Source organism: Microbulbifer regidiadema (SeqCode) (genome assembly GCF_052466995.1).
In genome coordinates this window covers 173,527-187,757 of the sequence record NZ_CP174297.1, presented here as the reverse complement: position 1 = coordinate 187,757, position 14,231 = coordinate 173,527, and the positions used below count along the sequence as shown (strand labels likewise).

The 14,231-nt window shown below is 52.9% G+C and carries 10 protein-coding genes and 3 tRNA genes; 1 reads left to right on the top strand and 12 read right to left on the bottom strand.

Translation table 11 applies throughout. The features are described from left to right. Nucleotides 1–16 precede the first annotated feature (16 nt). The 12 genes from ACJJIK_RS00805 to uvrB all read right to left on the bottom strand — a co-directional run bounded on the left by ACJJIK_RS00805 (nucleotide 17) and on the right by uvrB (nucleotide 13,875). Nucleotides 17–3,289, bottom strand: a complete 3,273-nt coding sequence (locus ACJJIK_RS00805) for a hypothetical protein (protein ID WP_444943890.1) — start codon at nucleotides 3,287–3,289, stop codon at nucleotides 17–19. Between the two features lie 323 nt (nucleotides 3,290–3,612). After that, nucleotides 3,613–3,689: transfer RNA gene (locus ACJJIK_RS00800), tRNA-Pro, on the bottom strand. Nucleotides 3,690–3,803: 114 nt separating this feature from the next. Beyond that, entirely contained in the window at nucleotides 3,804–4,172 is a 369-nt protein-coding gene (locus tag ACJJIK_RS00795) for a MerR family transcriptional regulator (RefSeq protein ID WP_444943889.1), read from the bottom strand. Further along, complete coding sequence (gene ihfA, locus ACJJIK_RS00790; RefSeq protein ID WP_444931660.1) at nucleotides 4,153–4,458, bottom strand: integration host factor subunit alpha; 306 nt, start codon at nucleotides 4,456–4,458, stop codon at nucleotides 4,153–4,155. Before ihfA ends, ACJJIK_RS00795 begins: the two co-directional genes overlap by 20 nt. A gap of 129 nt (nucleotides 4,459–4,587) precedes the next feature. Further along, nucleotides 4,588–6,963, bottom strand: a complete 2,376-nt coding sequence (pheT, locus tag ACJJIK_RS00785; protein WP_444943888.1) for a phenylalanine--tRNA ligase subunit beta — start codon at nucleotides 6,961–6,963, stop codon at nucleotides 4,588–4,590. A 101-nt stretch (nucleotides 6,964–7,064) separates the two neighbouring features. Beyond that, on the bottom strand, nucleotides 7,065–8,078 hold the full coding sequence (gene pheS / locus ACJJIK_RS00780) for a phenylalanine--tRNA ligase subunit alpha (RefSeq protein WP_444931662.1): 1,014 nt from the start codon (nucleotides 8,076–8,078) through the stop codon (nucleotides 7,065–7,067). 193 nt (nucleotides 8,079–8,271) lie between these two features. Then, nucleotides 8,272–8,631, bottom strand: coding sequence for a 50S ribosomal protein L20 (rplT, locus tag ACJJIK_RS00775; RefSeq protein WP_020413350.1), 360 nt, complete (start codon nucleotides 8,629–8,631; stop codon nucleotides 8,272–8,274). A gap of 36 nt (nucleotides 8,632–8,667) precedes the next feature. Then, a complete protein-coding gene (gene rpmI, locus ACJJIK_RS00770; RefSeq protein WP_020413351.1) occupies nucleotides 8,668–8,862 on the bottom strand; it encodes a 50S ribosomal protein L35 in 195 nt (64 codons plus the stop codon). A 146-nt stretch (nucleotides 8,863–9,008) separates the two neighbouring features. Then, nucleotides 9,009–9,548 (bottom strand): translation initiation factor IF-3, encoded by a 540-nt coding sequence (infC, locus tag ACJJIK_RS00765; protein ID WP_444945026.1) that lies wholly within the window; start codon nucleotides 9,546–9,548, stop codon nucleotides 9,009–9,011. 27 nt (nucleotides 9,549–9,575) lie between these two features. Next, nucleotides 9,576–11,504 carry a threonine--tRNA ligase gene (gene thrS / locus ACJJIK_RS00760; RefSeq protein WP_444943887.1) on the bottom strand — a complete coding sequence of 643 codons (1,929 nt, stop codon included), beginning with the start codon at nucleotides 11,502–11,504 and terminating at the stop codon, nucleotides 9,576–9,578. Nucleotides 11,505–11,612: 108 nt separating this feature from the next. Continuing rightward, nucleotides 11,613–11,689 (bottom strand) — tRNA-Val (locus ACJJIK_RS00755). A gap of 176 nt (nucleotides 11,690–11,865) precedes the next feature. Next, nucleotides 11,866–13,875: an excinuclease ABC subunit UvrB gene (uvrB, locus tag ACJJIK_RS00750; RefSeq protein ID WP_444943886.1), complete on the bottom strand. Its 2,010-nt coding sequence runs from the start codon at nucleotides 13,873–13,875 to the stop codon at nucleotides 11,866–11,868. Nucleotides 13,876–14,115: 240 nt separating this feature from the next. On the opposite strand from uvrB, the gene ACJJIK_RS00745 reads away from it, so the two are divergent. Further along, nucleotides 14,116–14,191, top strand: a tRNA-Asn gene (locus ACJJIK_RS00745). The last annotated feature ends 40 nt before the right edge of the window (nucleotides 14,192–14,231 follow it).

The following is a 14,231-nucleotide window of genomic DNA, read 5'->3' as shown; positions in this document are numbered from 1 at the left end:
CTAGAGTTATTTCCAATCAGCCCCTATTGAACCTAATTTTCATCAGCGAGAGCACGGGTGGATCTTTAACCTCTGAAGGAATTTTGGGATTGTCGTTACTCGAAATCGCAACACTGTCAATATCGTTTGGGCCAATCGTCCAAGCTTCTACAATATTGATATTGTCAAGCTTAATCACCTCGTCAAATCCACGCCCCCCGCCAGGAATAACTCTCCCATTATCCAAACCAGCATATGCCAAGTAAAAACAACCATATTTTTTGTAATCAGCGATAAATCTTTCTAGGTTATTTTCATTATCTGGAGTCATCGTATTTAACCGCGCGACCATTTGAACAGTCCTAGCTTCTCCAACATCAATATTCTCCGCAATACAAACCCGATAATGAGCCGGATTTTCTACATCAATATTTCGAACTATCGTAATCCTAAGTCGATTCCTTTTGTCAAAACCGCCCAGCTCACTCATTAGATCTCGAAAGATTACGGAGCCAGCTTCCAGGTCCTCAAACATTAGAGCAAGTCCGGGAGGTTTATCGCCTATTTGAAAAAAAGCCACTCCGCGCCATGTTGTTCGATCCCAAAGCCTGACTTTGATCAGCCCTTGCACCGTCATATCTCGGTGTCTAAGCTTTTCATAATCCATCAGATCTTGGGGCGGCATTCCTTCCCCAGGTTTCAACTCCCCATGCTTAGATCTTTCTTCAGCATTCTTTGGAAAATCTTTGTCCCAATTCTGAGAACGCAATAAAGAAAATGTACCAAGCCCTTCACGTTTGGCCACACCCTGGATGTCGTGAAGGTAATCATCACCTAGAATATTTTGTTGACTTGCAAAGCAGGCACCAAAGGAGACTGAACGCTCCAATGCACGATCACCACCTATCAGTGTCTCAACCAACTCTTTAGGATTTTTAGGTCTATAAACACGAGCCAGAATCTCCAGCACAAACTCATGTAACCACTTTTGGATTTCCTTCTGGCCAGAAACATCCAAATTCCCGATAGAAAATGAAGAGCACATCACATTGAACACAACGGTGGAACCCGAATCGTCCAACTCATGAGTGATAGAAACCGCTTCTTCGTCATCAACAGACACATGGATTTCGACACAAGATTCCAGCGTCATTACCTGATCTATCATTCCAGTCGAAAAAAAGCTCTCTATAACTGAAAGCAATGTCTCTGCAAGCTCTAAAGCGGGGCTCCGATTTGGAAATGAAACCTTAAACAAACACCCCAATACAGAGCTCGAAAGCGAAATATATTTAGCGTCTTGCAACAAAATATCAGGAACATCTGCACCAAAATCAAGATCTCTCAGCATGCACAGATAGTCTGTAAACTCTTCATCAAGATCTACCTCTAACTCTCCTGAAGCGACCTCCGGATAGCCTAGAGCAACCAGAAGGCATGCACGACTTGTATACAATTGATTAGAATCCAGTAAATCAGGAAATTTTTCCAACTTACCCAAAGTACTTAAACTCGAATTCAAAATACATTTCGATAGAAACCCATCAAAGCTAAACAAATCCTTTTCAGTTAAAAAATCTCCTTCAACATTTTGATCAACCGCCCTTGCTAATTGCCACCAAACGAGTGCATAAGATATCCTACCGAGTTGAAGCTCAATTTCCGCCAGCCTATGGTAGGCATATATTTGCGCAGAAATTAACTCCCCACCCTGCCAATAATCTTGGGTTATTAAAGAAGCTGCAAGCAACAATGCAGCCCGCGCAGCCCACACCAAGCTAACTTGACGATAGGCTTCAGATAGCAGGTAAAGTGCCGAAACGATATCGCCTCTTGACTCCTCTTTATAGAGCCCCACGAGAGACTTACCAACCAACTTAATGGCTTGGTACGGCCGCCCAGAATCAAGCGCTGCCGCACCTCTTTTCAGAAAAAGTAAAGATGCCTTTAACTCACCATATCTAGATACCGCCTTCTCAGTCACAAGATCTAGTAGGGATTCAAACTCAGCATCCTCCGAAAAAAAATCGTCCAACGAAGAAATCAATTCATATAGTTCCTGAAATGGAAACCCGACCAGACCATCGCCCAAGTGAATTAATTCTCTGATTTTTTTGAAAAAATCGGATGCTTGATCTAAGGATTTTATTTGATGAAATTCGAGAAGATAAACGTTTGCCCTAGCCATCAAAGAGTTACTTGGTCGAGATTCATCAGCTGCCATCTCTTTCAGAAACTCGTCAACTTTTTCTAAAATGGAGACAATTTCTGGCTTCATTTCTATAGAGTTTCTACGGCAATGCCCGATATACACACCAAGCAAAGTACCCAGATCACCCCACTGCCTATACTGAGATATAGACTGTGCAGCCTCAAAGCTTTTTCCAATTTCCTCCTCAAACAATTGGATATCTTCATACCACCAATATGCAGCCCATGCATACTGATAGTGAGCCCGAAATTGCTGGTAATTATTCCCAAAACGATGAGCAGCCTTCACTGCACGATCAAATTTTCCTTGGCTTTCAATGTGAGGATGTTCCAACTCTTTGGATAAGATCGCCGACTCTAGCAGGAGATCAAGCTGCCCAACGCTGATAGCTGTTGGATCAACACTTTCACTTATTTCTTTTTCGACTTCATCTAGACGCAAAGTTTTCGCATAATCATTGGGGCCAACCGTTACTTCTCTGCGCCAATCAACGGCCACCGACAAAAGGTCAATCGCCAATCTTTCATAACCGTTCTTAAAGACCTGATCCAATATCCAGCTGGCATCTAAAATCCGAACTTCGATTCCAAACTCTTTAGATAATGCATCTTCCACTTCACTTCTTTGGTTAGATTTCGCATACCGACTTGTTATACAAAATACTTTTGTGTAACCCCGTTCTGTCCCGACAACTTTTCGCACATCAGTTCGGCACTTCTGTCGCCAATTTTCTTGGGTGCTAACGGCGAAGGCCCAACGCTCTCTATCGGCACTCTCGTTGACCCCAACGTACCAAAGCACACTTGACTGCTCAGAAACAGGAAAGGTTTGCGTATCGACTTTTCCATCACCTCCCGCAACAGGTCCTGTCTGCTCCTGGAGGTTAGGACAAATTACTTTTTCACAAAGCTGCTTCGCAAAATCCTCAAATGCCAACTCCTGACTTCTTCGGTTTAATGTATCGAGATGATGCTCTAGGACAGCACGATCGAGGTTGCCAATTTCTTCACTTATTGAATCTGAAAATCTTTCAGGCCTTCTAGCGCGAAGGAATTCCCTCGGTGTATGTAGCTTCTCATTCTTCTTATTCTGACTCATAGATATTTTCTAGCTCACTTGCGACAGGAGGGGAAAAATAATCTTATCAGAACGAAGATTGTGGAAAAATGGCGCGCTAGGACAATGAGTTTGGGTGCCGGCCTATGCCGAAAGCATGGATGAGTAGTGCCGCCGATTTCCAGGCGCCAGTCCGCGGCAGCATTACCTAAAGATTGAAGAATGCGCTGAATTAAGATCGCGAAGGTATCGCGATCTTAATAGCTCGAAGGAGAGCCTTTGGACTTAATATGGACTTAAACTTAGGATACAAAAAAGCCCGCTAAACTGGCGGGCTTCTAAGTCGTTGATTTTCAACGGTTTTATGGTCGGAGCGGCCGGATTTGAACCGACGACCACCACACCCCCAGTGTGGTGCGCTACCAGGCTGCGCTACGCTCCGATTTTGAAAAATCACTCACTTCGCTAAGTGATTGATTTTTAAGGACATCGTGTCTCGATGTGGCGTGAATAATACCGGACTAGCGGCAGATTGCAAGCCCCAATCGGTACTTTTTTAGAATTTCTTTCCCTCCCTCAGCAGGGCGGCAATATCCTTTAGTTCTGCGATCACCTCGGGCAGCACCTGCTGCAACTGGACCACCTCCGCCCGCTCGCTGCCGGTCTCGATCTGCTGGCGGGCCCCACCAATGGTATAGCCCTCTTCGTACAGCAGCGCACGAATCTGGCGGATCATAATGACATCTTGGTGCTGGTAGTAACGGCGGTTGCCGCGGCGCTTGACGGGTTTTAGCTGGGGGAACTCCTGCTCCCAATAGCGCAGGACGTGGGGTTTAACGGCGCACAGTTCGCTCACCTCGCCGATGGTGAAGTAGCGCTTACCGGGGATTGCAGGCAATTGAGCGTTATTGCTCGGTTCCAGCATGCTCTTCTACTCGCGCCTTGAGTTTTTGCCCGGGCTTGAAGGTGACTACCCTGCGGGCGGAGATGGGGATTTCCTCGCCGGTCTTGGGATTGCGACCGGGGCGTTGGCTTTTATCGCGCAGGTCGAAATTACCAAAGCCCGAGAGCTTGACCTGTTCGTTCGTTTCCAGCGCATTGCGGATTTCCTCGAAGAAGTATTCGACGATCTCTTTCGCTTCGCGCTTGTTAAAACCCAGCTCTTCGTACAATTTCTCGGCGAGCCCGGCCTTGGTCAGTGCCTCTGTCATTGGGTCCTACCAATTGATTCAGAGGCGTCGACTCCAGATCGGAAGCGGCCCGAACCGCGGCGGCTTTCAACCCGGTAGCAGACGCTCTCGGGGTGCAATTTAGCCTGCACCCGAGAGCGTCATGCTCTGCTAGCGCAGACTAGCGTTATATTTTTCTGCTAGTTTTCCGACCACCGCATCTACAGCGGCATTGATTTCGTCGTCATTAAGGGTGCGCGACGAATGCTGAAAGGTCAACCCCAAAGCGACACTTTTTCTATTTAAATCAATGCCTTTGCCCTGGTAGACATCAAATATTTTGAGGTCCGTCAAGGTTTCGCCGGCAACTTCGACAGCCGTTTCCACCAGGCTGGCGGCGGGAACCTCGGCATCGATCAGCAGGGCCAGGTCGCGGCGCACTTCCGGGAACTTGGACAGCGGACGGAACGCGGGGGTTTTGCCCTCGCCGATCGCTTCCAGGCTCAGCTCAAATACGAACGCGGGCTTGGACAGGTCCAACTTCTTCTGCAACTGCGGGTGCAGGGCACCGATCACCCCGACTTCGCGCTCACCGCGCATAACCTTGGCGGTTTGACCGGGGTGCAGCGCAGGGTGCTGGCCGGCGACAAAGCGGAACTCATCGGCGACACCGGTGCGAGCCAACAGGGCTTCTACATCGGCTTTCACGTCGTAGAAGTCCACGGCGTCTTTGCTGCCAGTCCAGTTTTCTGCGTAGCGGCTGCCGTAGGCGAGACCGGCAATCATTTGTTCCTGGTGCAACTCGGCACCCGGCACAAAGCGCAGGCCGGTTTCAAATAGGCGCACGCGGTTTTGCTGGCGATTCAGGTTGTACTGCAACGCTTTGCACAGGCCCGGTAGCAAGGTGGTGCGCATAACCGCCAGCTCAGCGCTGATCGGGTTTTGCAGGGCCACCGGATCGGCTTCCGGATCAAACAGCGCGGCGCTGTCGCTATCGATAAAGCTGAAGGTAATCGCTTCGTAGTAACCACGACTCAGCAGGGTTTGCTCCAGGTTATCCTGGGCAATGGTGCTCTCGGGGCGCGGGGCGATTTCCAGTTCGGCAGTAAAGCTTTCGCTGGGGATACGGTTGTAGCCGTAAACACGGGCCAGCTCTTCCAGCAGGTCGGCTTCGATGGCGATATCGAAACGGAAGCTGGGGGCGAGGAAGGTCCAGCCTTCGTCGTTCTGGTCAATTTTTTCCAGGCCCAGGCGGGTGAGGATATCGACGATTTCGTCATCGGCCAGTTTGATGCCCAGGCCCAGCTCTACTTTCGCGCGGCGCAGGGTAATGTGGCGCTCGGCGGGCATAATTTCAGTCAGCTCGCGCACGTGTACCGGACCGGGCTCACCGCCGACGATATCCAGCAGCAACTGGGTAGCGCGCTCTACCGCTTTCTCTTGCAGGTGGTAGTCCACGCCGCGCTCGAAACGGTGGGAGGAGTCGGTGTGCAGGCCGTAAGAGCGGGCCTTACCGGCAATGGCCAGCGGGCTGAAGAAGGCGCTCTCCAGGAAGATATGCTGGGTGCCTGCGGTAACGGAGGAATCCAGGCCACCCATAATACCGGCCATCGCCAGAGGTTTTTCCTCATCGGCAATTACCAGGGTGCCCTCTTTCAGCTTGACTTCCTGGCCGTCCAGCAGGGTCAGCTCTTCACCGGCTTCTGCCATACGCACTTTGATGCCGCCGGAGAGTTTCTCCAGGTCGAAGGCGTGCATGGGCTGGCCCAGTTCCAGTAGCACGTAGTTGGTAACATCAACTACCGGGTCGATACTGCGCAGGCCGCTGCGACGCAGGCGCTCCTGCATCCACAGGGGCGTTACCGCTGTGATATCGATATTGCGAATAATCCGACCTACATAGCGCGGGCAGGCGGCTTCGGCCAGCAGGGATACCGGCATACTCTCGTCGATCTGCTGGGCTACCGGGGCAACTTCCGGGCCCTGTACCGCACAGCGGTTCAGTACGCCCACTTCGCGAGCGATACCGGCAACACCGAGGCAGTCGGAACGGTTCGGGGTGAGATCCACTTCGATGGTCTCGTCGTCCAGCTGCAAGTATTCACGCAGATCGGTACCGGTGGGTGCGTCTTCCGGCAGCTCCCAGATACCGTCGTTGTCTTCGCCCAGCTCCAGTTCGGTCTGAGCACAGAGCATACCGAAGCTCGCTACACCACGGAGCTTGGCTTTTTTGATTTTAAAATCGCCCGGCAGCTTGGCGCCTACCAGGGCAAAAGGAATTTTAATGCCGGTGCGCGCATTGGGGGCGCCGCATACCACCTGCATTTCACCGTCGGGGTGGCCAGCGACTTTACACACGCGCAGCTTGTCTGCATCCGGGTGCTGTTCACAGGCGACAATCTCACCGACAACCACTCCGGAGAAATCGCCCGCAACTTTTTCTATACCATCCACTTCCAGGCCGGCCATGGTGATTTGATCGGCCAGTTCCTGCGTGGTGAGTTGCGGGTTTACCCATTCCCGCAACCAGGAGTTGCTGATTTTCATAGTTGATCTCTTTCTGTATTCCGTCAGCGCAACTTGGTGCGCATTGCGCCTGGGGCTATTGCGCCGCCCAGGCCTCCACAATTCGACTGCTGTCGCTCGGCTTAGAACTGCTTCAAGAAGCGCAGATCGTTATCGAAGAACAAGCGCAGGTCGTTGACGCCGTAGCGCAGCATGGCGAGGCGCTCGATACCGATACCGAAGGCAAAGCCGGAGTATTTTTCGCTGTCGATATCGCAGGCGGCGAAGACGTTTGGGTGCACCATGCCGCAGCCGAGAATTTCCAGCCAGCCGGTGCCGGAACATACGCGGCAACCTTCACCGGAACAGGCGGTACACTGGATGTCCGCTTCTGCGGAGGGCTCGGTAAACGGGAAGTAAGACGGGCGGAAACGCACCGGTACTTCCGCTTCGAAGAAGGCGCGCAGGAATTGGTCGATGGTGCCTTTCAGATGGGCGAAGCTGATGTTCTCGCCGATTACCAGACCTTCCACCTGGTGGAACATGGGCGAGTGGGTGACATCGGAGTCGCAGCGGTATACGCGGCCCGGGCAGATAATGCGCAGCGGCGGAGACTTTTTCTCCATGGTGCGGATCTGCACTGAGGAGGTGTGGGTTCTCAGTACGGTGGTGGGGTCCACGTAGAAGGTGTCGTGCATCGCGCGCGCGGGGTGGTGCGCGGGAATATTCAGGGCTTCGAAGTTGTAGTAGTCCTGTTCGACTTCCGGGCCGTTTTCAACAGAGAAGCCAATGCCCGCAAAGAATTCTTCCACGCGCTTTAGCGTGCGCGTAATGGGGTGGGCATTGCCCTGCTCTTCGCCGCGCCCGGGCAGAGTGACATCGATAGTCTCTTCGGCCAACTTTGCGTTGATGGCGGCCTGCTCCAGCATAGTGCGGCGCGCGTTAATTTTTTCTTGAACCTGCTGCTTGGCTTCGTTGATCTTGGCACCCGCCGCCGGACGCTCCTCAGCCGACAGCTTGCCCAGGCCTTTCAGCAGTGCCGTCAGCTGGCCTTTTTTGCCCAGGTAATCAACACGCACCTGATCCAGTGCGGCGAGGCCATCGGCCTTCTCCACCAGCTCCATAGCCTGCTCGGTGAGGGACTGCAAATCTTGCATCGAACTGTTCCCGTTTGAATCCAACTTCGATTAATTTTTTCTGCTTTGTTCGGCCGGTACTCTCTGTACCGGAGGGAATTTCCCCAGGCACCGCCACCGGTAAAAAATAGCGGAAACTCCATAAAAAAATAGGGAAGGGCCGCTACAGCCCTTCCCTATTTTGAGTATTCAGTTTTACAACTGAAGTGACAGCTTACGCTGCCAGGGCTGCCTTAGCTTTTTCAACTACGGCAGCAAAAGCGGCTTTATCGTAAACAGCCAGATCAGCCAGTACACGGCGATCCAGTGCGATGTCCGCTTTTTTCAGACCTGCGATCAGGCGGCTGTAGCTCAGGCCTTCAGCACGGGACTGGGCGTTAATACGGGTAATCCACAGAGCGCGGAAGTTACGCTTCTTAACGCGACGGTCACGGTATGCGTACTGACCAGCTTTAATTACTGCCTGCTTGGCAACGCGGAATACGCGTGAACGCGCACCGTAGTAACCTTTAGCCTGCTTCAGAATCTTCTTGTGACGACGACGCGCCTCTACACCACGTTTTACACGGGCCATAACTCTATCCTCTTAAACCTTTGCGATTTGGGCCAATTACTTGGCGCGCAACATACGATCGACCAGACCTGCATCAGACTTGTTCATAGTCTGGGTGCCACGCAGCTGACGCTTGCGCTTGGTGGTCATCTTGGTGAGGATGTGGCTCTTGTTAGCGTGCTTGTGCTTGTAGCCCGCAGCCGTCTTCTTGAAGCGCTTGGCAGCGCCACTGTGAGTCTTTGCTTTCGGCATTTTGTACTCCAAAGTGAATATTCGCCTGAAAAACAGGCACCCTTAGTAACTGCCGGCAAGCGAAGTTACCGGCACTGCGAGAGCGGGGAGGCAGCCGTCGCCCAACCACTTCTCAAAGGAGATACGGGGAATGACTTCCCCGGACCTCACTTTTTCTTTTTGAGCGGAGCAATCACCATCAGCATTTGACGACCTTCCATTTTCGGTCGCTGCTCGACGGTACCCAGCTCTTCAAGGTCCTTTTCGATGCGCTGCATCATTTCCATGCCCAGCTCCTGGTGAGCCATCTCGCGGCCACGGAAGCGCAGGGAAACTTTGGCCTTGTCACCCGCTTCCAGGAAGCGGGCCAGGTTGCGCAGCTTGATCTGGTAGTCACCGATATCGGTGCCCGGACGGAATTTCATTTCCTTGATCTGCTGCTGCTTCTGCTTCTTCTTGGCGGCATTCTTAGCTTTTTTAGCTTCGAATACGTGCTTGCCGTAGTCCATGATCTTACAGACTATCGGCGTGGAGTCCGAGGCAATTTCAACGAGATCCAAGCTAGCTTTTTGTGCAGCTTCCAGCGCTTCATCCAGGGAGACAATGCCTACCTGTTCGCCATCAGCGCCTATCAGGCGGATTTCTGACGCTTCAATCTGATCGTTTATGCGGGCCTTTTTGGACCGTCCCTTAGTATCTCGTTTAATAGCTATGGTCTCCCAGTTGCCAAGTTGTTATGCATTATCTTCTGTCAAACGGCCGCGACGATTTACGTCTTGCTCGAGAATCTCAAGGAATGACTCATACGTCATAGTGCCCAGATCTTCACCGCTGCGGGTGCGCACAGCCACGGTCTGACTTTCTACTTCCTTATCGCCAATTACCAACAGATAAGGAACACGCTGAAGCGTGTGCTCGCGGATTTTAAAGCCGATCTTCTCGTTTCTCAAGTCAGCTGTAGCGCGGTATTGCTGTTCACCCAGGCGAGCTTGCAAATCGCGACAATAGTCGGCCTGGCGATCGGTAATATTCATGATCGCCACCTGCTGCGGCGCCAGCCAGGTGGGGAATGCACCTTCGTAGTGCTCGATCAAAATGCCAATAAAGCGCTCGAAGGAACCCAGGGCGGCGCGGTGCAACATAACCGGCGATTGGCGCGAGCCATCTTCCGCTACAAACTGGGCATCCAGGCGACCCGGCATAGAGAAGTCCACCTGAATAGTACCGCACTGCCATACACGGCCGAGACAGTCTTTCAGGGAGAATTCGATCTTCGGTCCGTAGAAGGCGCCCTCACCCGGCAGCTCTTCCCACGGCAGACCCGCGGCATCCAGCGCATCGGCCAGGGCTTTCTCGGCCTTATCCCAGCTCTCGTCGGAACCGACGCGCTTCTCCGGGCGAGTGGAGAGACGGTAGATAACGTCCTGGAAGCCGAAATCCTTATACACAGAGTGCAGCAGATCCATAAAGTCAGAAACCTCTGACTGGATCTGGTCTTCGCTACAGAAGATATGGCCATCATCCTGTACAAAGCCGCGCACGCGCATCAGGCCGTGCAGGGAACCGGAGGGCTCGCTGCGGTGGCAGGAACCAAACTCCGCCAGACGCAACGGCAGGTCGCGATAGCTGCGCAGGCCCTGATTGAATACCTGCACGTGACAGGGGCAGTTCATCGGCTTAATGGCGAACTGACGCTCTTCACTGGTGAGGGTGAACATGTCATCGCCAAACTTATCGGCGTGACCGGACTTGCGCCACAGGCTGAAATCTACCAGCTGCGGTGTCTTAATTTCTTTGTAGCCGAATTCGCGCTGGCGGCGACGCATGTACTGCTCGATAGTGCTGTAAATGGTCCAGCCGTTCGGGTGCCAGAACACCATGCCGGGGGCCTCTTCCTGGATATGGAAAAGGTCAAATTTCTTCGCCAGCTTGCGGTGATCGCGCTTCTCTGCCTCTTCGATACGACGCAGGTAGGCTTTCAATTCTTTCTTGTTGGCCCAGGCAGTGCCGTAGACACGGGTCAACATTTCGTTGTTGGAGTCGCCGCGCCAGTAGGCACCGGCCACTTTGGTCAGCTTGAACGCTTTCAATCTGCCGGTGGAGGGCGCGTGGGGGCCGCGACACAGGTCTTCAAAGTCGCCCTGGCGGTAGAGAGAGATATCTTCATCGCTGGGGATGCTGTCGATAATCTCGGCCTTGTATTCCTCGCCCATTTCGCGGAAGTATTTAACCGCGTCTTTGCGCGGCATCAGGCGGCGGCTGACAGGAACATCTTCTTTGGCCAACACTTCCATACGCTCTTCGATCTTTTCGAGATCTTCCGGCGTAAACTGGCGCTCGTAGGCGAAATCGTAATAGAAGCCATCCTCGATAACCGGGCCAATAGTGACCTGGGCAGTGGGATACAGCTGCTTGACCGCCTGCGCCAGTAAGTGCGCGGCGGAGTGACGGATCACTTCCAGGCCTTCGGGCTGGCGATCAGTAATAATCGCCAGGTTCGCATCGGCATCAATAACGTAACTGGTATCAACTTCCTTGCCGTCTACAACGCCTGCAAGTGCGGCTTTTGCCAAACCAGGGCCGATATCAGCGGCTACATCGTGTACGGAAACCGGAGCAGAAAATTCTCGACGGGAACCATCGGGGAGAGTAACAACGGGCATTGCTTTTCCTTTGTTCTCAGTGGCGATCCCTACCAAAGACCGCATGAAACTATCCATGAAGATACTCATGGAACTCTTGATCGGATGGGGCATCCATCCTTTGAAAGGTGGTAGACCCGGGCGGATTTGAACCGCCGACCTCTGCCATGTCAAGGCAGCGCTCTAACCAACTGAGCTACGGGTCTAAAGCTCTACAGCGGGGGAACCCTGTGCTGTGAAGAGCGCAAACTTTAGCACCGCTTTTCAGTGTTTTCAACAACTTACTGAAGTTTTTTATAATTTTTTTTAAGAGTGGCCGTTCATCAACGGGCCGATGTGGGACCCTGAAAAGGTAGCTTCAGGGCCCACCCTTCCGCAAGCGCTATTCCACACCTTTCAGCTGGGTAATTTCATCGCGCAATTTTGCCGCTGCTTCAAATTCCAGGTTTTTCGCGTGCTGGTACATCTGCTCCTCCAGCTCGGCGATTCGGGCCCAGCGCTGCTTATCGGTAAGCGCCGCGACATCCACCTTATAGTCACCCTCACCTTCGGCAACCTTGCGGCGCCCTTTCTTCGGCACGCCAGGGGCCACCGCCCCCTCCAGAATATCCGCCACACTCTTACGAATTCCCTTGGGGGTAATACCGTGCTTTTTGTTGTGGGCCAGCTGCTTTTCACGGCGACGGCGAGTCTCCTCCAGTGCGCGCTCCATAGAGCCGGTCACCTTATCTGCATAGAGGATCGCCCGGCCCTCCAAATTTCGCGCGGCCCGACCGATAGTCTGGATCAGCGAGCGGTCGGAGCGCAGGAAACCCTCTTTATCGGCATCAAAAATTGCCACCAGGGCAACTTCCGGCATATCCAGCCCCTCCCGCAGCAAGTTAATACCCACCAACACATCGAATTCACCAATGCGCAGATCGCGGATAATCTCGACCCGCTCAACGGTATCGATATCGGAGTGCAGGTAGCGGACGCGCACACCGCTTTCGGCGAGGTATTCCGTCAGATCCTCTGCCATCCGCTTGGTCAGCACGGTAATCAGCACTCGCTGGTCCGCATCTACACAGCGGTGGATTTCAGACAGGGCGTCATCCACCTGGGTGGCGGCGGGGCGCACTTCAACTTCCGGGTCCACCAGGCCGGTCGGGCGCACTACCTGCTCAACCACCTGCCCCGCATGCTCCTGCTCATAGGGGCCGGGAGTTGCGGAGACAAAAACTGTCTGGGGCGCCAAGCCCTCCCACTCTTCAAATTTGAGCGGGCGATTATCCAGGGCCGACGGCAGGCGGAAGCCGTATTCCACCAGGGTTTCTTTGCGCGACCTATCCCCCCGATACATGCCGCCGATCTGCGGCACCGTTACATGGCTCTCATCGATAAACAGCAGTGCATCGCTGGGCAAGTAATCGAATAGCGTGGGTGGTGGCTGGCCAGATTCGCGACCAGAGAGATAGCGGGAGTAATTCTCCACCCCATTGCAGTAACCCAGCTCCTGCATCATTTCCACATCGTAGCGGGTGCGCTGATCCAGCCTTTGCGCCTCGACCAGCTTGTCGTTGCCGCGCAACTGCTCCAGGCGCCCGCGCAATTCACCTTTGATTTCATCGATGGCGCTGACAATCGTCTCTCGCGGCGTCACATAGTGACTCTTGGGGAAAATGGTGACCCGGGGCACCTTTTTGAGCTGCTCCCCAGTAAGCGGGTCAAACAGCGTGATTTCTTCAATCTCCTCATCAAAGAGAGATAGGCGCACCGCTTCCATATCGGAGTCTGCCGGGTAGATGTCGATAATATCGCCGCGCACCCGGTAGGTAGCGCGGCGAAAGTCCGCATCGTTGCGGGTGTACTGCAATTCGGCCAGGCGCCTGAGGATGGTGCGCTGATCAACGAGATCACCGCGATCCAGGTGCAGCACCATCTTCAAATACTTGTCCGGATCACCCAAACCGTAAATTGCCGAAACTGTGGCAACGACAATCACATCCCGCCGCTCGATCAGCGCCTTGGTGGCAGAGAGGCGCATCTGTTCAATATGCTCGTTTACGGATGCATCTTTCTCGATAAAAGTATCTGAAGAAGGCACATAGGCTTCCGGCTGGTAGTAGTCGTAGTAGGAAACAAAATACTCCACCGCGTTCTTCGGGAAAAATTCTTTAAACTCTCCGTAGAGCTGAGCCGCCAGTGTTTTATTGTGGGCCATCACAATGGCCGGCCGCTGTAGGCGCTCAACAATATTCGCCATAGTAAAGGTCTTACCCGAACCGGTAACACCCAGCAGCGTTTGATGGCTCAAACCATCATCAATCCCCTCTGACAACTGCGCTATCGCCAGCGGTTGATCCCCCGCCGGCTGATACTTGGACTCCACCTTAAAAGGTCGCGATTCCATACACTTCCCCCAACCACTTAAACGTTCATGCAACACCGGATTGTAGGCTGTCGTCATACCGCTCACAATTACCAGAGAACAGCGTCCCACCCCTCTCAATTCGGGTCCGTGGTGTTTTGCACCCGGGGCAAAAAATAATTTCCTGACAAATCAATTAGTTAAAGATGAAAAAAGGGGTTGACCTAGTCGGAAGTGCTCTATAATATACGCGCCATCTGAACGGCAACGCCGAAAAGATATTCCGCCTTAGCTCAGTTGGTAGAGCAAATGACTGTTAATCATTGGGTCGCTGGTTCGAGCCCAGCAGGCGGAGCCAAATTTCAAAGCGCAGCTTAATTTGCGCTATATAAGTTAGA